The organism is Streptomyces sp. ML-6, from assembly GCF_030116705.1.
Classification (GTDB): Bacteria; Actinomycetota; Actinomycetes; order Streptomycetales; family Streptomycetaceae; genus Streptomyces.
In genome coordinates, this window is record NZ_JAOTIK010000001.1 from 1381930 (window position 1) to 1399302 (window position 17373).

Sequence of the window (17373 nt, forward strand, 5' to 3'; positions counted from 1 at the left end):
CTCAACCCTTCCACACCGGCTCGGCGAGCCCGAGGTGGGACCGCAGCGTGGGACCGCCGTACTCGGAGCGGAACGCGCCGCGTTCCTGGAGCAGCGGGACGACCCGGTCGACGAACTCGTCCAGCCCGCCCGGGGTGAGGTGCGGCACGAGGACGAACCCGTCGGCGGCGTCGGCGGCGACGAACTCGACGAGCCGCTCCGCGACCGTCCGCGGGCTGCCGACGAAGGACTGCCGGCCGGTCGCCTCGATGACGGTCTGCCGGGTGGAGAGCCCCTTCCGCTCGGACAGCGCGCGCCAGCGGGCCGCGGTCTCCAGGGGGTCGCCGTGCGCCACCCGGCCCCGGGTCGCCGAGGCGGTGGGGTCCGGGTCGACGGCGGGGAGCGGGCCGTCGGGGTCGTGGCCGGAGAGGTCGCGGCCCCAGACCTGTTCCAGGGCCAGGATCGCGTTCTGCGGGGAGACCTGCTGGAGGCGGATCTCGGCCGCCCGCTCCTGGGCATCGGCGTCGGTGTCGCCCAGCACGAAGGTGACCCCGGGCATGATCCTCAGCTCGTCCCGTTCCCGCCCGTACTTCGCCAGCCGCGCCTTGACGTCGGCGTAGAACGCGCGGCCCGACTCCGGGGTGCCGTGCCGGGTGAAGATCACGTCGGCGGCGGACGCGGCGAACTCGCGGCCCTCCGCGGAGTCCCCCGCCTGGATGACGACCGGGTGGCCCTGCGGGGAGCGCGGGACGGTGAACTCGCCCTCGATGCCGAAGTGCCGGCCGTGGTGCGCGAAGGGGCGCGGGGTGCCGTCGGGGGTCCAGGTGTCCCACAGTTCGCGGGCGGTGGCGACGAACTCGGCGGCCCTGGTGTACCGGTGGGCGCGGTCGAGGTAGCCACCGCGCCGGAAGTTCTCCCCGGTGAAGGCGTCCGGCGAGGTGACCGCGTTCCAGGCCGCCCGGCCCCCGCTGAGGTGGTCGAGGGTGGCGAGGCGGCGGGCCAGTTCGTAGGGCTCGTTGAAGGTGGTGTTGACGGTGGCGGCGAGGCCGATCCGGTGGGTGACGGAGGCCAGCGCGGCCAGCACGGTGAGGGATTCGGGCCGACCCACCACGTCCAGGTCGTGGATGCGGCCGTGGTGCTCGCGCAGCCGCAGCCCCTCGGCGAGGAAGAAGAAGTCGAACAGGCCGCGTTCCGCGGTGCGGGCGAGGTGTTCGAAGGAGGAGAAGTCGATCTGGCTCCCGGCCCGGGGGGCCGTCCAGACGGTGGTGTTGTTCACGCCGGGGAAGTGGGCGGCGAGGTGCATCGGCCGGGTCGTGGTGGTCATGCGCGTCCCCTTTCCTGGGCGTACCGGTTGGCGGGGCGGGCCAGGCCCAGGTGCTCGCGCAGGGTGCCGCCGGGGTGGAAGGTGCGGAACAGGCCACGGTGCTGGAGCAGGGCCACGGTGCCGTTGACGATCCGTTCGAGGTCGCGGCCGGGGGTGATGGGCGTGAGGTGGAAGCCGTCCACCGCCCCGCCGCGGTGCCAGCGGGTGATCAGTTCGGCGAGGTCGACCGGGCCGCCCCGGTAGTACGAGCCGCCGGCCGAGAGCGGGGGGCCGCTCTCCAGGCCCGGTTCCGGAGCGGTCTCGATGTCGCCGAGGTCGACGGTGAGCGCGAGCAGCACCCGGAGTGCGCGGGGGTCGCGTCCGTGCGCCGCGGCGCGCCGGCGCAGTTCGGCGCGGAGCGCGGCAGCCCGCTCGGGCGCGGTGGCCCGTACCAGGACGACGTCGGCGTGGCGGGCCGCGACCCGTGCGGCCGGGCCGCCCGTCCCGTCGACCACGACGACCGGGTGCCCCTGCGGGGGCCGGGGCACGATCGCGGGGCCCCGGACCGAGAAGAAGGCGCCCTCGAAGTCGATGTGGTGCAGCTTGTCGCGGTCGACGAAGCGCCCGGTGGCGGCGTCCCGGATCTCGGCGTCGTCCTCCCAGCTGTCCCACAGCCGGGCGCTCGCGTCGGCGACCTCACCGGCCTCCTGCCACAGCTCGTCGGCGGGTGCCGCCGGGCGCCGGCCGAACAGCCGGGCCTCGGCCCCGGTGGTCGACACGTCGACGTACCAGCCCGCCCGGCCCCGGCTCACCCAGTCCAGGGTGGCCACGGCGGACGACACGTGGAAGGGCTCGGTGTGGGTGGTGGTGACGGTGGGCACGAGGCCGATCCGGTGGGTGGCGGGCGCGACCCGGGCGAGCACGGCGAGCGCGTCGAGCCCCGGCCTGAGGAAGGAGTCGCCGAGCGTGACGAAGTCGAGCGCGCCGCGCTCGGCGAGCCGGGCGAGGTCGATGTAGTGCGCCGGGTCGTAACGGGGCGGGCCGCCGATCTCGGCGGCCAGGTGCAGGGGGGCGGTCGCGGACATGGGGGTGACCTTTCGGGGAGGTGGGCCGGGCGGTTTCGGACGGGGGTCCGGTCAGGTGCGGGGGCCGTCGTCGCGGGCGAGGTCGCGGAGCAGGCGCAGCGCCGTGCGCGCGGTGGCGTCGTTCTGCCGGAAGGCCGGGCCGCCGGTGCGCGGCCGGGTGAACGCCGCGCCGGTGCGGGCGGAGGTGAGCGGGCCCAGTGCGAAGCGGCGCGCGTGGGGGCGGCCGTCGCGGTGCAGGACGCGGCCGTCGTCGGGGTCGACCGAGAGCAGCCCGGAGCCGGTGGCGGCGGCGCCGTCCGCGTACAGCTCCCGGAGCAGTGTGCTGCGGACGCGTTCCGGGGCGGGGTCCGGCAGGCGGGCCTCGACCAGGGCGCGGGCCGTCGTCCGCAGCCCCGGCACGGTGGCGCTGCCCGCCACGAAGAGGCCCCTTCGCTCGTCGGTCTCGACGGTCATCCCGGCGCCGAGGAAGCGGACGAGGCCGGCCCGGGAGAGGGCGAGCAGTCCGCGCAGCCGGGGGCCCGGCGGGCCGGAGGCGAGGTGGCTGAAGAAGCCGTGCCACCAGTTCCCGGTGTCCCCGAGCCGGAGCAGCTGCCCGTAGGCGGAGAGCAGTCCGAGGAAGACGGCGAGGTCCGGGCTGTGGCCGGGGTCGTGGCGGCGTTCCAGGTCGGCGGTGATGTGGTCGCGCATCCCCTTCTGGAGCGCGTCGTACGAGGAGTGGCGCACCCCGTCCAGGGGGCGGTCGAGCGCCTCGAGGTCGAGGCGGTCCGCGGGGTCGGGCACGGCGGCCTCGACGAGGGCGCGCAGTTCGGGCCCGGCCGGGTCCGCGGCGGCGTACCGCGCCTCGAAGGCGGCCCGGTCGCCCCTGGTGCGTTCGGGGTGGGCGGTGAAGAGGCGGTGGTAGTGGGCGTGGCCGAGTTCCTTCGCCACGTGCGGCCACACGTCCCGCCGGAAGTCGACCGGTCCGTCCGCCTTCAGCAGCGCCTCGGTCCAGTCCGGGCCGAGGAAGCGCGGCAGCGGCGGGCGTTCGCCCTCCCAGGCGTAACCGATCTTGGAGTGGTGGGGGACGCCGCGGCGCGATCCGACGTACAGCACGGGTTCCCTGCCGGAGGGCACGTACTCGCCGTTCTCGTACCGGCCGCCGCGTCCCTCGGTGAGCAGCACCATGAGGTCGACGAAGGCGAGGCCGAAGCCCCGGACGAGGACCGGTTCGCCCGCGGGCAGCACGGACAGGTCGCTGTCGGCGGTGAAGTCCGGCGGCAGGTGGACGAGTCCGTGGCGGTCGGCGAATTCGGCCAGCCCGGCGTGTTCCGGCTCCGGTTCGGCGTCGAGATGGCCGATGGTGACGGCGACGGCGTCGGCGAGCAGCGGGGTGCCGTGCCCCTCCAGCCAGACGCGCTGGCGGCCCTCGCGCGGTCCGGTGATCCGCAGGACCCGGCCGCGGTGCCAGGTGACGTCGATGCCCGCCGGGAGCGCGGCCACCGCCCGCCCGTACACCCAGCGCAGGTAGACGCCCTGCAGTCGTCTGCTCGGGAAGGTGTCGCCCGTCAGCGCCTCGATCTCGGCGCGGAGTCCGGGCTCGGCGCCGGCCTCGTCGGGGAGGGGCAGGCGTCCGTCCCGGATGTCCGCCGCCCAGGTGTGCAGGGCGGGCCCCGGGCGTACCGGACCCTCCTGCCGGACCGTTTCGTCGGTGAACATCGTGACGTCCTCGGCCATGGAGTTCATCCACAGCAGCGGGGACTGGTCGTGCCGCCAGACCCGGCCGCCGCCGGGCGGGTACGGGTCGACGATCCGGATGTCCAGGGGGCGGTCCCCGTACAGTTCGGGGACGTTGGCGGCGATGCGCTCGATCAGGCCGGTGGCGCGCGGGCCCGCGCCTATGACGACGAGCACCGGGGCCCGGCTCATCGGAGGCCCGCGGTGCGGTGCGGGCGGGCACCGGCCGTCGGAGGGCTCCCGGCGGGAGGGCGGGGCAGGGAAAGGGGAAGGGGAAGGGGCTGCGCGGGCATGCGAAGGCTCCGTGGATGCAGAGATCGGACACGGGGCGTGCCTTCGACGTGAACACAACGCGGACCGGGCCCCTCAGCACCGGTCCGATCCGAGACAATCGCCGTTCACCGGGGGCTGTCAAGCCCGTCCACACTGTGAGCCGGGCGTCCGGGCCCGGTTGACGGGTCACCGGATGCCTGTTCCACTTGGGCCATGCATGCGCAGCAGTGGCTGGTCAAGCGCTCCCACATCGACTTCGGTCGCGTGTGGTCCGCCTCCTGTTGAGCCGACCCCCTGCGTCCTCGCGTTCTTGCGCCCCGCCCCGTGCGCGGCGTCCGAGCAGTTCTCCCGCGTGCCCACGCGTGCCCAACGCCGTTTTCCCCTCCCCTCGTTCCACCCCGCCCGGTTCCGGGTGATCCGGCCGGATCACCCGGAACCGGGCGGGCGGTTCAGCAGTCGCACCCGCAGTCGCAGTTGCAGCAGCCGCCGTCCTCACCGCCGCAGTTGCTGCAGCAGTTACAACATTCGCAGCAGTCACCGCAGTTGCCGCAGTCGCACTGGTGGCAGAGGCCCTCGCGGCGCTGATGGCTCCACGGGTCCTCGAACGTCCCGCAGCACATCTGGCAGGTGCAGGCCAGTCCCGCCCACACCAGGCAGCCCATGATCAGGCCGCGCCGGTCGCGCGGCGGCTCGGGCGGCTGCCCGGGACCGCCGGGGCCGCCGGGGTTCGTCGGCGCGTACGGATTGCCCGGGGGCGGGCCGTACGCCCCGGTCGGGGCGGTGGCCGTTCCGTCCAGCAGCACCGCGCCCGGCTGGTGCGAGCACGCCGTGGTGCCGAACGCCCGGTCCACCGACTGCCGCAGCTCGTGGGCCAGCAGCACGTGGGCCAGCTTGCCGTCGGTGAATTCGGCGTCGCGCAGGGCCAGCCGTACGCCGTGCAGCGCGTCGTCGCACAGCCGGCGTGCCTCGGCGCGCGAGGTGCCGGTCGCGGTGAGCGGGTTCCAGGCGCCCGACGCGGCGTCGGCCTCCTGGTCCTCCACGGCGTCCAGCAGGTGCGCCAGGCGTCCGAAGAGCCGGCCCGCCTCGGCGAGCGGTTCCGCGTTCTGCGGCCGGCCGGCGAGCACCGCGGTGTGGGCGAAGGCCGCCGCGGTGGCGGTCTCGGTGGGCTCGGTGATGGTGAGCAGCGGGGTGCCGGGCCCGGCGGCCAGTTCGATGCCGGTCTGCCGGTCGACGGCGTCGACGAGGAGCGCCGTGTCGAAGCCGAGCTGCGCGCCGGTGCGCGCCCCGGCGCGGTCCCAGCCCGCCGCGACCCGGCGGGCCGCCGCGGCGACCGGGCGGCGCCTCAACAGGCCGTCCCCGTCGGCGACGTGGTCCCGGACCTTCGCCGAGGCCAGCACCAGCGAGACGGCGGCGGCCAGTCGGGCGCCCTCGCCGCGGGCGACCGGGGCGGTCCGCATGGCGCGCAGCGGGCAGGGCCCCGCGGTGCGTCGCCGGCCGGTGGTGCGCTCGGACTGAGCCTCCGTCAGGACGGAGACGATCAGGCCGTCATAGTTCGTCACTATGCGGGCGAATTGCCCGTGGTCGGAGCGAAGGGCGAGACAGAGCCCGCAGAGATGGGCCATCCATTCGGTCCTGAGCCCCTCGGACAACCGATGGGTACAGGGCCTGACGATTCCGAACACGACGATCCCCCGAGAGTTTTCCGCCTTCGCGCCGGGTCGTGCGACCGCGCGACGTGCATCGTACCGAGCACCCCGTTCACCCGTACGTCCCCCATGTCACCCGTACGGACCGGGGCATCATATTTTCTTTCTTTCACTCCCTTTATACGGGAGGAACCCTGACGAAACGCCACATCTTCTGCACCAGTACCGTCACGAACCCCCTGCGCGCCGACTATCCACTTGGCGCACGATCCGCATCATGGACGACCATAGGGATACGAAAGAGATGCGGAACATCACGGAACCGCGGTGAGAGGAGGCGTCCATGGGATCGGTGCGCAAGGCGAGTGCCTGGCTGGGCCTCGTGGAGGACAACGACGAGCGGTACTACGACGACGAGTACGCCGAGGGCCCCCAGACCGGGGCGGCCCAGGCGTGGGTGACCGACCCCCGGGTGCAGATCGCGTCCGAGACGGCCGAGGAGACGGGCCGCCGGATCGCCACCGTCACCCCGGACAGCTTCCGGGACGCGCGGGCCATCGGCGAGCTCTTCCGGGAGGGGGTTCCCGTGATCGTCAACCTCACGGCCATGGACCCCACCGACGCCAAGCGCGTCGTGGACTTCGCGGCCGGCCTCACCTTCGGCCTGCGCGGCTCGATCGAGCGCGTGGCCACCCGGGTCTTCCTGCTGACCCCGGCCGACACCCAGGTGGTCAGCGGCGAAGCCGTCGGCCGGCCGGCCGACGGCTTCTTCAACCAGAGCTGAGCAGGGCGCTCCTCGGCCCGTTCCCGCAACCCTTCCGGCAGCCCCCCGCCGGTCGCGGTCCCGCGGCGTGTTCCGGAAGTCCCGCCCGGCCGGGAAGGCCCCGGCGGACCTAGCGGAACGCGTCGAGACCCGTGAGCGCCTTGCCCAGCACCAGCTGGTGCATCTCCACGGTCCCCTCGTAGGTGAGGACCGACTCCAGATTCGTCGCGTGGCGCATGACCGGGTACTCCAGCGAGATCCCGTTGGCGCCGAGAATCGTGCGCGCAGTGCGGCAGATGTCGATCGCCTCCCGCACGTTGTTGAGCTTCCCGAAGCTGACCTGCTCCGGGCGGAGCCTCCCCGCGTCCATCCGCCGCCCCAGATGGTGGGCGAGCAGGATGCCCTTGTGCAGCTCCACGGCCATGTCCGCGAGCTTGGCCTGGGTGAGCTGGAAGCCGCCGATCGGCCGGTCGAACTGCTCCCGCGTCCTCGCGTACTCCAGGGCCGCCTCGAAGCTGGCGCGCGCCGCGCCCATGGCCCCCCAGACGATGCCGTAACGGGCGTGGCTCAGACAGCTGAGCGGGCCGCGCAGGCCGGTGACGCCGGGGAGCACGGCGCCGGCGGGCAGCCGCACCCCGTCGAGGACCAGCTCGCTGGTGACCGAGGCCCGCAGGGACCACTTGTGCCGGATCTCGGGTGCCGAGAAGCCCGGCGCATCGGTCGGCACGACGAATCCGCGGATCCCGCGGCCCGGACCCCCCTCGTCGGTCTGCGCCCAGACGACGGCCACCCCCGCGACCGAACCGTTGGTGATCCACATCTTGCGGCCGGTGAGCACCCAGTCGTCCCCGTCCCGCCTGGCGTGGGTGCGCATCCCGGCCGGGTCGGATCCGTGGTCGGGCTCGGTGAGGCCGAAGCAGCCGATGATCTCGCCGGCCGCCATGCCCGGCAGCCACTGCCGGCGCTGCTCCTCGGAGCCGTAGCGGTGGATGGCGTACATCGCCAGCGAGCCCTGCACGGAGACCAGGGAGCGGATGCCCGAGTCCGCCGCCTCCAGCTCCAGGCACGCCAGCCCGTACTGGACGGCGGTGGCGCCCGCGCAGCCGTAGCCCTGCAGGGACATCCCGAGCGCGCCGATCGAACCGAGTTCGCGGGCCAGTTCGCGGATGCCGGGCAGTTCGCCGTTCTCGTACCACTCGGCGATGTGCGGCATTACCCGGTCGGCGGCCCAGCTCCGGACGGTGTCGCGGATCGCGAGGTCCTCGGCGCCGAGCAGGTCGTCGATGCCGAGGGGGTCGGCGGGGTCGAAGGGCGGGAGCTTCGAGGACTCGGTGGTGGACATGAGGGTGCCTCCGGCGGCTCGCACGATGCTAAAACTAGCGGTGTTAGTTATGGCGTCGCACCGACGTTACGGCTCAGTGCGCCGCCCGTCCAGAGCCGGTCGCCCCGGCGGGTCGGCGCCGGGCGGGGCGGGGTATCGGGTGCGGCGCGCACTCCGCGGCGGGCGCGTCGTGCGCGGTACGGGACTCGCGCGCGCCGTCCGCCTCGGCCCGCAGCGGTTCGCGCACCTCGTCCGCCGGGGAGTCCGGGGCCGGCGCCGCGTGTTCCATGCCCCGCGGCAGGCGCAGCGCGGCGAGCGCCCCCAGCAGCAGCAGTGCCGCGCTGACCAGCAGCGTGACGCGCAGTCCGGAGACGAAGGCGTGCCGGGCGGTGGTGCGCAGCACCGGGCCCAGCGGTCCGCCCAGCCGGTCCGCCACCTGGTACGCCTCGCCCAGCGAGTGGGTGGCCGCGGTGCGGGCCCAGCCCGGGACGCCCTTGCCGGGCAGCTCCGAGAGGCCGGGGGTGTAGGCGGCGTTCATGACGCTGCCGAGCAGGGCGATCCCCATGCCCGCACCCAGTTGGTACGAGGTCTCGCCGATCGCCGCCGCGCCGCCCGCACGGTCGGCCGGGGCCTCGCTGAGCATGGATTCGTACGCCCCGAAGAGGGTGGTCTGCAGTCCGAAGCCGAGGGCGACGAAGGCCGTGGTCAGCAGGACGGGCCGGTCGTGCTGCCCCATCGCGGTCAGGACCAGCACCGAGAGGGCGGTGAGCACGAAGCCCCAGCCGACCATCCGGCGCGGGCCGAGCAGCCGCAGGGTGTGCGATCCGAAGGCGCCCGCGACCATGGCCGCGATGGTGAGGGGCAGCAGCCGCAGGCCGGTCTCCAGCGGGCTCAGGCCCAGGACGAGCTGGAGGTACTGCACGGCTATGAGCTCCAGCCCGACCAGGGCCAGCATCGCGATGACGATGCAGCCCACCGAGGTGGAGAAGGCGGGCCTGGAGAACAGCCCGATGTCGATCAGCGGATGTGCGCGCCGCCTCTGCCGGCGCACGAACGCGACGAGCAGCACGGCCCCGATCAGCAGCGGTACGAGCGTGGCCGCGCCCAGCACCTCGCCGGCACCCGCGCGCTTGACCCCGAGGACCACCCCGAGCACCCCGGCCGCGGCCATCAGCGCGCCCAGCACGTCCCACGGACCGTCGTCGCCGCCGCGCGACTCGGGCAGCAGCAGCCGGCCGACCGGCAGGACCAGCGCCATCAGCGGCACGTTGATCAGGAAGACCGAGCCCCACCAGAAGTGCTCGACGAGGAAGCCGCCGACGACCGGTCCGGTGGCGGCGCCCACGGCGGCGACGGCGGTCCAGATGCCGATCGCCACGGCCCGCTCGCGCCGGTCGGGAAAGACCTGCCGGAGGATCGACAGGGTCGCGGGCATGATCATCGCGCCGCCGACGCCGAGCAGGGCCCGCGCCGCGATGAGCACCCCGGGACCGTCGGCCATGGCGGCGACCGCGGAGGCCGCCCCGAAGAGCGCGTAGCCGAGCAGCAGGATGCGGCGCCGGCCGACCCGGTCCCCGAGGGTGCCGAAGAGGACCAGCAGCGAGGCGCAGACCAGCGGATAGGCGTCGACGATCCAGAGCAGGGCGACGGCGCTGGGGCGCAGGTCCTCGGTGACGGCGGGGACGGCGACGTGGAGCACGGTCGAGTCGAGCGCCACCAGCAGGAGGCTGAGGCAGAGAACGACGAGGACGACCCATCGGTTGGCCCCGGCGGCGGCTGGGCGCAGCCGGAATCGGGCTGTGGTCGTCCCGGACATGCATGTACCTCCAAAGGTCCCTCGCGCTCGGCGGGCCAACCGGGGTGACAGGGGTTCGCTGTCCCTCATGGCCCGGCATCGACGGGCGAGTGATCCGTCAGCGTACGCGAGTTCGGCACCCTCACGCGTGGTCCACTCCCCGCCCCGTCGGGCCTCGCGGTGTGGCGTGCGCCACGCCACGCCGTCGCCCGGACCTGCACGGACTCACCCCGCACCCGGCACAGGACGGTACCCAAGACCCCCCGGGCGGCGTCCGGCGGGGCCCGGGGCGGGCGCGGTCGGTGACCGCACCGGCACCGTCCGTTCCGCCCTTCTCCCGTCCGGAGAAATTCATACCGGCGCCTCCTGTGCTTTTCTGTCCGGAGCCAAACACCCTTCCGAAATGCGTGCGAAATCAATAGCGCGGAGGGCCTTCGGGACGCTTCCGCCGATCAGGAATTAAGGCCCGTCCGAGACATAGCCCACATCACATCGTCATCACGAAGAGACCGGATCGTCCTGGTCGCTCGCTAACTCGCTGTAACGTCGATTGGGTGCGTACCGACATCTTTGCCCGGCTGGACCGGGAGCCGGAGCCGCCGAAGATAGAGCCACCGCGGATGAGTCGTCACCGCATCGCTCTCTTCGGCGGGACGTTGGCGTTCTATCTCGCCATCGTCGTCGCCGTCCTGGTCTCGTCCTGGCTGGTGGCCCTGGACTGGAAGGTCATGCTCTTCAGGCCGTATCAGCAGTGGCCGGAGATCCACGCCTTCCTCGACTACTACATCGTGCTCGGCCAGCGCGGCCCCACCGCCACCATGGTCGCCTGCTGGCTCGGCTGGCGCTCCTGGCGGCAGCACACGCTGCGTCCGCTGCTGACGCTGGGCGCGGCACTGCTGCTGCTCAACGTCTCGGTCGGCGCGGTCAAGATCGGCCTGGGGCGCCTCGGCCCGCACTACGCGACCCAGATCGGCTCCGCCGAGCTCTTCGCCGGCGGGGACATATTTCCCTCGGGTCACACCGCCAACGCGGTCGTGACCTGGGGGATTCTGGCCTATCTGGCCACCACCCCGCGCGCCCGGCGCTATCTGTCGGCCCTGTCCGCCATCGTCTCGCTCGGCGTCGGCCTCACCACTGTCTACCTCGGTACGCACTGGCTCAGCGACGTCCTGCTGGGCTGGGCCGCGGGGCTGCTGATCATGCTGGGCCTGCCCTGGGTCGAGCCGCTGATCACCCGGGCCGAGGCGTGGATCTTCGCCCAGCGCGAGAACCTGCGGGGACGTGGCCCCGTTCCGTCCGTGCCCGTCGCGGCCGGGGGGCCCCGGACCGCGGCGCTCCCGTACGCGGAGGACGAGGACGCCGTGGCGCAGGAGCCCGCGCTGGAGCCGGCCGTCGCGGCGGCGGGCGGTCCGGGCCCCTCCTGCCCGCGCTCCCACCCCGCGCACCCGTCGCACCCCTCGCAGCACCTGGTGCGTTCGGAGCGGTCCCCGGTCACGCCGACCGGCAGCCGGCGCCCGCCGCACGCCGACCGCGCCCCGCGCGGCGGCACGAGCCCGGCCAGCCCGGTGGCGGGCGGCTGAGGCCCGGACGCGGAGCCGGTACGCACCACCGCTCCCCCGCCGCACGCGAGAAAGGCCCCGACCGAGGTCGGGGCCTTTCTCATGTCCCCGGAGCCCTCCTCGCGCCCGGGGACCGCGCTGCGGGCAGCCGGGCGACGGGACCGCGGGGTGTCGGGGCGGCCGTGCGACGGGGCTGCGGGGCGGCAGGACGACGGGCTGCGGGCTGCGGGCTGCGGGCTCAGCCCACCCAGCAGCGGGTGACGACGGCGTCGTCGACCTCGAAGTTGATCCGCCCGCTCCGGAACTCCATGGTGATGATCGCGCCCGGCGGCAGGGATCTGACGGTGGCCCAGCCATGGCTGCGGGCCCGTCGTTCGGCCGCGTCGGCGGCGAGGCCGACATACGCACCGGGCGGGTCGTCGGGCTGGGCGGAGGGGGTCGGTATGGGTGCCATGCCTCTCACCGTAGGCGGCCGGGGACCCGGACGGAAGCCGGGGAGGCGGCCGCCGCACGGCATCCCCACGTCCCTCGCCGGTCACGCTTGTGTCACAGGATCACGACACGCGCACCCTCCGTGCCGTGAGACCCGGGCCCCCGCCCGGGGGACCCGACACACAGTAATCACACAAAGTCGGAAATGATCACACGGAAGCCGGGGAAACCAAACGGAATACCTCGTTCGCCCCGTTCACAATTTCTTTAAGAAATAACCCTGATAAATGAGAATGCCACCAGGAATTCACGCTTCCTTATGGCACCCTTATCCTTTGGTCACAATATTCGCGGCAGGGGACGGAGACGGCTGTCCGGCACTCCTATAGCGGTCGGTCATCGCCCTGCGGAGGGCGGCCGACGCCCCTCCGCGGGGAACCGGTCACCCGGCGGCCGGGGCTCGGTCCAGAGCCCTGGACAGCCGGTCCCGGGCCGTCCTGATCGCCTCCTCGAACTCCGGCGGCTCGACGACCTCGAAGTCGAAGCCCAGCATCATGACGTGGACGACCAGCACGTCCGGGCTCGCCGCTCCGGTGCGCAGCAGGCAGCTGTCGGCGTCGATCGCCTCCAGGGTCCCGGAGAACGGCGAGGTCCTCGCGGCCGCGCGCTCGATCCCCACCTTCAGCCGGACCACCGCCCGCGTGGTGTACGCGGTGGTGGAGAGCCCCTCGGAGACGTAGGCGGCCAGGTCGTCGGCCGGTGGGTCGCGGGGGACGAACCGCGGGCCGTGCGGCGGCGTGGGCGTGATCCGGTCCGCGCGGAACGTGCGCCAGGCCGCCCGGTCCAGGTCCCAGGCGACGAGGTACCAGCGGCGCTCGGCGCACACCAGCCGGTGCGGCTCGACGGTGCGGCGCGATGCGGAACCGGCGTGGTCGCGGTACTCGAAGCGCAGCCGCTCGGCGTCCCGGCAGGCCGCGGCGAGTTCGGTCAGGACGGCCGGGTCGGCGGCGAAGGCGCCGGGGTCGCGGAACAGCGGCACGGTGAAGGCGTTCAGCGCGTTCACCCGGCGCCGGAGCCGGTTCGGCAGCACCTGTTCGAGCTTGGCCAGCGCGCGTACGGAGGTCTCGCCGATGCCCTCGACGCCGTTGCCCGCCGCCGTGCGCAGCCCGACGGCGACGGCGACGGCCTCGTCGTCGTCGAGGAGCAGCGGCGGCAACTGGGCCCCGGCACCGAGCTGGTAGCCGCCACCGGTGCCGGGGCTGGCGTCGACCGGGTAGCCGAGGCCGCGCAGCTTGTCGATGTCGCGCCGGACGGTGCGCGGGGTGACCCCGAGCCGTTCGGCGAGATCGGCGCCGGACCAGTCGCGGTGCGCCTGGAGCAGCGAGAGCAGGCGCAGCAGTCGTGCCGAGGTCTCCAACATGGGGCGAGTCTGCCAGGACCCCGAACGCCCCGGGCCCGCGGCCGGTCCGGGCTCTCGGACGATCCGGTTCCGCGGACGGGTCGGTTCCGCGGACGATCCGATTCTGCGGACGGTCCGATTCCGTGGCTGGTCCGCGCGGCGCGACGGCCGGGGCGTGACGGACGTGGAGCGGGGGCGCCTTGAAGCACGGCGGCGTCAAACACGGCCGCCGGGCCCCGGGCCCGCGCCGGGTCGCCCCACCGCACGCCGGACCGCCCGGGCCCGCGCCGGGCCACCGGCCGTACGGCGGAACGCTACGCCGGTGAAGCGGCCGGGCGGCGGGCTATCCCGCGGCCGGGGACTCCGTCGGGGCCGGGTCGAGCCGTACGCAGAGGTCGTTGTCGCTCGAGTAGCAGGGGGTGGCCCGGACCCCCTCCCCGACGGGACGGGCCGGGTAGACGAAGATCTTCTTCCGGTCCCAGACGTCGTCGAGGATGCGGGAGATCCGCACCCCGTCGGCCGGTCCGCCGGCCGCGGCCCCCGGGACCAGCCAGAGCGTCCACATCTGCTGCCCGGTGAGCGGCCCCTCGAGCAGCCCGCCGAGGGGGAGCGTGCAGGCGAAGGTGCCGTCCCGCCCGGTGACCGGTGCCCGCAGCACCCGGCCGTCCGCGCCGGGCAGCCGCGCCTCGACCCGGGCGTCGGCGCCGAGCTCCGTCCCGTACAGCGTGCCCCGGACGGTCAACGCGCCGTCCTTCAGGGTGATCGGCCCGGCCTCGGCGTGCGGTGCGCGCAGCCAGCAGCGCACGGCGAGCCGGCCGTCGAGCGTCGGGTACGGGATGCGGACCGCGATCCGCCCGGCGGCCGGGACGCGGTCGACGAGCAGCCGCAGGTCCCTGATCCCGGGCAGGACGGCCACCGCCTCGCCGTCGTCCGCGTCCGGCTCCCGCAGACGGACGTCCCAGCGGCCCTCGGCGGATTCCGTGCAGCCCGGCAGCACCGCGCGCAGCCGTCCGTCGCGCAGCGGGCTCAGCGCCAGCCGTACGGTCCCGTCCGCGCCCTTGGCGCCGCGCCGCCGGAGCAGGAGTTCGGGCAGTTCGCCGTCCTCGTCGCGGCGGCGGTCGAGGTCGAAGGTGATCCCGCCGTCGGGGCCCACGGTGCAGTCGGCCCGGGGCGTGCGGCGGGACGTGGTGGCGGTCATGCGGAGTTCCCCCTGCGGATCACGGCGGCTGCCTTGTAGCGCAGGGCGTACGCCCCGTCGAGCACCGTGCCCCGGGCGCGGTGCAGGGTGGTGCGCATCGCGCCGTGCGAGCGCTCGCGCGGGCCCCGTGCGGCGAGTTCGGTGAAGAGTCTTTCGTGGCGTTCGGCGATCCGTGCCGGGTCGAACCGCTGCGAGGCGACCAGGGCGGCGCGCCCCGCCCGGTGCCGGGCCTCGTCGTCACCGATCAGCCCGAGCAGTGCCCGGGTCACCGCCGCCGGGTCGCCGACCGGCACCAGCCGCCCGTCGGTGCCGTCGTCGATGATCTCGCGGGGGCCGTGCGGGCAGTCGGTGGCGACGACCGGCAGTCCGCAGCGCATCGCCTCGACGATGGTCATGCCGAAGGACTCGCGGTCCGAGGTGACCGCGGCGATCGACCCCTTGGGCCATTCGGCCTCCAGCGGGTTGACCGGGCCCATCAGGAACACGTGCTCGTGCAGGCCGAGTTCGTCGATGAGCGCGACCAGTGTCTCCCGCTCGTTCCCGGTGGCGTCGCCGCCGCCGTAGATGCGCAGCCGCCAGTCCGGGCGGGCGGCCACCACGTCGGCGAAGGCCCGCACGAGCAGGTCGTACCGCTTGACCCGGTGCAGCCGGCCCGCGGCGATCACCCACTTGTGGTCGCCGTCGGCGGGCGGGACCGTCGGCGCGGGCACGCTGTTGGGGATGGCCTCGATCCGTACGCCGGGCAGCTTGAGCCCGGTCCGGTAGGCGTGGGCGTCGGCCTCGGTGACGGTGGTGATCGCGTCGAGCAGGGCGTAGCGGTGCCCGATCTCGCGGCGCAGCCGGTAGCCGTGGCTGTCGAGGGTGAGGTGCTCCTGGCCGATCCGGACCGGGCCGCGCCGGGTCTGCCTGCTGATCTGCACGTTGAGCCCCGGCCTGGTCCCGACCACGACGTCCGCGTCCAGGGAGCGCAGATGCTCCGCCACCCGTGCGTCGGTCAGCCTGCTGTACTGCCGGTGCCTGCTGTCGCCGCGCGGGAACACCGTGGCGGGACGGGCGTGCTCGGGCGCGTCGCCGTCGTACGTCGGGCTCTGCTTCCGCAGGTCCACGAGGTGGCTCATGCGCACGCCCGGGGGCGCGCCCAGGACGGGGTCGTCCCGGTGCCGGAAGACCGACACGATCTCGACGTCGTGGTGCCCGGCCAGCTCCTCCGCGAGGTTGAACGTCGTTCGGATCGTGCCTCCGACTCCGTAGGCGTTGTGGAGCAGGAAGGAAATGTGCATGGAACGCCGTGTCTCCCGGTTCAACTGGTCAGTGGGCGAGTGCACTTGCCATGACGGTTCGGGGCACCCGGAGGTTCACTCCGGACGGGAACGAGTTTCGGCCGACCGCCGACCCGGCCGCTTTCCTGTTTTGTCGACGTATCTGTATGCCGGACTGTCGTCGAGTCGACCACATCGTCGTACACCCCATCGGGACGAATCGGTGACAAATCCCCCGGCGGAGACCGGGATTCACCCTCTGTGGCGGATGGTTCGATTACGTTCCCCTTCTCGCGTGACCCCGGCCACGGATCGCCCGTTGTCATCTTCATGAGCCGGGAACCGCCCGGCGCACGCACCGAGTTCGAGGAGCCACCCGTGCCGCGCATGCTCGACGTCAGCGAGGACGTACGCGCCGAGATCGGCGATGCCGAAGCCGACCGGCTGCTCGTCGGCGACAACACCCCCGGCAGCTACGACTGCACCTCCTGCCGCACCCCGGGGGACTCCGAGCAGGAACGCACCAGCACGGTGCTGTTCGTCGGCGACGAGACCGCGGTGCTCGCCTTCGCCCACGCCAGCTGCATCCCCTCCCAGGTCGTCCAGGTCGCCGAGGAGCAGTTGCAGGGTGCCGTACGCAGCATCACCGGCAACGAGGCCGAGCAGCCGCAGGACCTTCCCGCCGAGCAGGCCGTGCTCGGGATCACCAGCGGCCTCGTCCTGATCGACGACGAGCTCCACCCGGCCCTCGTCGTCGAGCCGACCGGCGCGATCGCCCGGCCGGGCACGGACGGCAGCCGGGGGGACGAGTTCCTCCAGCTGCTGCTGGAGCAGGGCTTCCACCCGGCCCCCCGGATGGACCGGGTCCCCGCCGTCCTGCACGGCTGGTCGATCCTGCTCGCCATGGGCAAGCTGCACGCCGTGCTCCAGCCGGGTCCCGACGGCGGCGCCCCGGTCGCCTGGTGGCAGGCGCACGCCCCGCTCCAGGTCACCGAGGGCTGGCGGACCGCGGCCAACAAGTCGCAGACCGTCCTCGTCTTCGCCGCCCCGGCGGGGGCGATCGGCCAGCAGCCCCGCGAGGACCTGCTGCGCGACGCGCTGGACAGGGCCGCGGCCGACGGGCTCCTGGTCGCCGCCGCGATGCCGCTGGCCGGGACCTGATCGTGGCCGACCGGTCCTCGCGCCCGCGGCGAACCGCTATTTCTCCGCCGCGCCCGCATCCGACGGACCCCGGGGTCGTTGGCACGTACGTGCACTCATACGACTCCTCACACCAGCGCCCGAGCCCGGTCCCCGCCATGCGCCCCACGCGGGACCCCTCGGGTGGTCAGTCCCACACCCCGATCTACGACGCGCTGTACTCCGAGTACCGCCGCTCGTTCCGGGCGCTGCCGGGCGACCGGAGCGGCGAGGAGAATCTCGGCTTCAGGTCCTTCGGCAGCGGGCTCTTCGGCAGCCGTCTTCCGCCCGGCCCCCGTCCGGGCCACGCCCCGGGCTTCTCCACCGGGCTGTCCGCGACCGGCGGGACCACCGGGAACGGCGGTACCGCCGGCACCCGTGGCGGCACCGGTTCCTGGCAGCGGGTGGGCCGTCACTCCGGACGCACCCAGCCGGCCGCGCTGCCGCCCGGCTCGCGAGGGACCTGACG

Annotated in this window: 14 protein-coding genes; 4 read left to right on the top strand and 10 right to left on the bottom strand. The window is 73.8% G+C overall.

Annotated features, from left to right (window positions below; genetic code table 11):
- Nucleotide 1: 1 nt before the first annotated feature.
- The 4 genes from OCT49_RS06080 to OCT49_RS06095 form a co-directional block, all read right to left on the bottom strand.
- Entirely contained in the window at nt 2–1303 is a 1302-nt protein-coding gene (locus tag OCT49_RS06080; protein ID WP_283850863.1) for an NtaA/DmoA family FMN-dependent monooxygenase, read from the bottom strand.
- Nucleotides 1300–2367: an LLM class flavin-dependent oxidoreductase gene (locus tag OCT49_RS06085; RefSeq protein WP_283850864.1), complete on the bottom strand. Its 1068-nt coding sequence runs from the start codon at nt 2365–2367 to the stop codon at nt 1300–1302. Before OCT49_RS06085 ends, OCT49_RS06080 begins: the two co-directional genes overlap by 4 nt.
- Nucleotides 2368–2418: 51 nt before the next feature.
- Nucleotides 2419–4272, bottom strand: a complete 1854-nt coding sequence (locus OCT49_RS06090) for an FAD/NAD(P)-binding protein (RefSeq protein ID WP_283850865.1) — start codon at nt 4270–4272, stop codon at nt 2419–2421.
- A 530-nt stretch (nt 4273–4802) separates the two neighbouring features.
- Nucleotides 4803–6035, bottom strand: coding sequence for a DUF5685 family protein (locus OCT49_RS06095; RefSeq protein WP_283850866.1), 1233 nt, complete (start codon nt 6033–6035; stop codon nt 4803–4805).
- 307 nt (nt 6036–6342) lie between these two features.
- On the opposite strand from OCT49_RS06095, the gene OCT49_RS06100 reads away from it, so the two are divergent.
- Entirely contained in the window at nt 6343–6783 is a 441-nt protein-coding gene (locus OCT49_RS06100; protein WP_283850867.1) for a cell division protein SepF, read from the top strand.
- A gap of 109 nt (nt 6784–6892) precedes the next feature.
- Here OCT49_RS06100 and OCT49_RS06105 read toward each other — a convergent pair whose 3' ends face one another.
- Both OCT49_RS06105 and OCT49_RS06110 read right to left on the bottom strand, forming a co-directional pair.
- Complete coding sequence (locus OCT49_RS06105; RefSeq protein WP_283850868.1) at nt 6893–8104, bottom strand: acyl-CoA dehydrogenase family protein; 1212 nt, start codon at nt 8102–8104, stop codon at nt 6893–6895.
- 73 nt (nt 8105–8177) lie between these two features.
- Nucleotides 8178–9899: an MFS transporter gene (locus tag OCT49_RS06110; protein ID WP_283850869.1), complete on the bottom strand. Its 1722-nt coding sequence runs from the start codon at nt 9897–9899 to the stop codon at nt 8178–8180.
- Nucleotides 9900–10432: 533 nt separating this feature from the next.
- Between OCT49_RS06110 and OCT49_RS06115 the strand changes: the two genes are divergently transcribed.
- Complete coding sequence (locus tag OCT49_RS06115) at nt 10433–11458, top strand: phosphatase PAP2 family protein (protein WP_283850870.1); 1026 nt, start codon at nt 10433–10435, stop codon at nt 11456–11458.
- A gap of 217 nt (nt 11459–11675) precedes the next feature.
- Here the strand turns inward: OCT49_RS06115 and OCT49_RS06120 are convergent, their stop codons facing one another.
- From OCT49_RS06120 to OCT49_RS06135, 4 genes are all read right to left on the bottom strand, one after another.
- Entirely contained in the window at nt 11676–11891 is a 216-nt protein-coding gene (locus tag OCT49_RS06120; RefSeq protein ID WP_283850871.1) for an I78 family peptidase inhibitor, read from the bottom strand.
- 420 nt (nt 11892–12311) lie between these two features.
- Nucleotides 12312–13289, bottom strand: coding sequence for a helix-turn-helix transcriptional regulator (locus OCT49_RS06125; RefSeq protein WP_283850872.1), 978 nt, complete (start codon nt 13287–13289; stop codon nt 12312–12314).
- A gap of 322 nt (nt 13290–13611) precedes the next feature.
- Nucleotides 13612–14466, bottom strand: a complete 855-nt coding sequence (locus OCT49_RS06130; protein WP_283850873.1) for a transferase — start codon at nt 14464–14466, stop codon at nt 13612–13614.
- Nucleotides 14463–15746 carry a glycosyltransferase family 4 protein gene (locus OCT49_RS06135; RefSeq protein WP_283850874.1) on the bottom strand — a complete coding sequence of 428 codons (1284 nt, stop codon included), beginning with the start codon at nt 15744–15746 and terminating at the stop codon, nt 14463–14465. The genes OCT49_RS06130 and OCT49_RS06135 overlap by 4 nt, the downstream gene beginning before the upstream one ends.
- Nucleotides 15747–16103: 357 nt before the next feature.
- On the opposite strand from OCT49_RS06135, the gene OCT49_RS06140 reads away from it, so the two are divergent.
- Together OCT49_RS06140 and OCT49_RS06145 are read left to right on the top strand one after the other, a co-directional pair.
- Nucleotides 16104–16886, top strand: coding sequence for a DUF8842 C-terminal domain-containing protein (locus OCT49_RS06140; RefSeq protein WP_283855684.1), 783 nt, complete (start codon nt 16104–16106; stop codon nt 16884–16886).
- 137 nt (nt 16887–17023) lie between these two features.
- Nucleotides 17024–17371 carry a hypothetical protein gene (locus tag OCT49_RS06145; RefSeq protein WP_283850875.1) on the top strand — a complete coding sequence of 116 codons (348 nt, stop codon included), beginning with the start codon at nt 17024–17026 and terminating at the stop codon, nt 17369–17371.
- Nucleotides 17372–17373: the final 2 nt, after the last annotated feature.

What these genes read in the sequence shown, in the direction of transcription:
- OCT49_RS06145 (WP_283850875.1), top strand. Translation starts at nt 17,024, where the DNA reads ATGCGCCCCACGCGGGACCCCTCGGGTGGTCAGTCCCACACCCCGATC.
- OCT49_RS06120 (WP_283850871.1), bottom strand. Translation starts at nt 11,891, where the DNA reads ATGGCACCCATACCGACCCCCTCCGCCCAGCCCGACGACCCGCCCGGT.
- OCT49_RS06130 (WP_283850873.1), bottom strand. Translation starts at nt 14,466, where the DNA reads ATGACCGCCACCACGTCCCGCCGCACGCCCCGGGCCGACTGCACCGTG.
- OCT49_RS06100 (WP_283850867.1), top strand. Translation starts at nt 6,343, where the DNA reads ATGGGATCGGTGCGCAAGGCGAGTGCCTGGCTGGGCCTCGTGGAGGAC.
- OCT49_RS06085 (WP_283850864.1), bottom strand. Translation starts at nt 2,367, where the DNA reads ATGTCCGCGACCGCCCCCCTGCACCTGGCCGCCGAGATCGGCGGCCCG.
- OCT49_RS06125 (WP_283850872.1), bottom strand. Translation starts at nt 13,289, where the DNA reads ATGTTGGAGACCTCGGCACGACTGCTGCGCCTGCTCTCGCTGCTCCAG.
- OCT49_RS06135 (WP_283850874.1), bottom strand. Translation starts at nt 15,746, where the DNA reads ATGCACATTTCCTTCCTGCTCCACAACGCCTACGGAGTCGGAGGCACG.
- OCT49_RS06110 (WP_283850869.1), bottom strand. Translation starts at nt 9,899, where the DNA reads ATGTCCGGGACGACCACAGCCCGATTCCGGCTGCGCCCAGCCGCCGCC.
- OCT49_RS06105 (WP_283850868.1), bottom strand. Translation starts at nt 8,104, where the DNA reads ATGTCCACCACCGAGTCCTCGAAGCTCCCGCCCTTCGACCCCGCCGAC.
- OCT49_RS06080 (WP_283850863.1), bottom strand. Translation starts at nt 1,303, where the DNA reads ATGACCACCACGACCCGGCCGATGCACCTCGCCGCCCACTTCCCCGGC.
- OCT49_RS06090 (WP_283850865.1), bottom strand. Translation starts at nt 4,272, where the DNA reads ATGAGCCGGGCCCCGGTGCTCGTCGTCATAGGCGCGGGCCCGCGCGCC.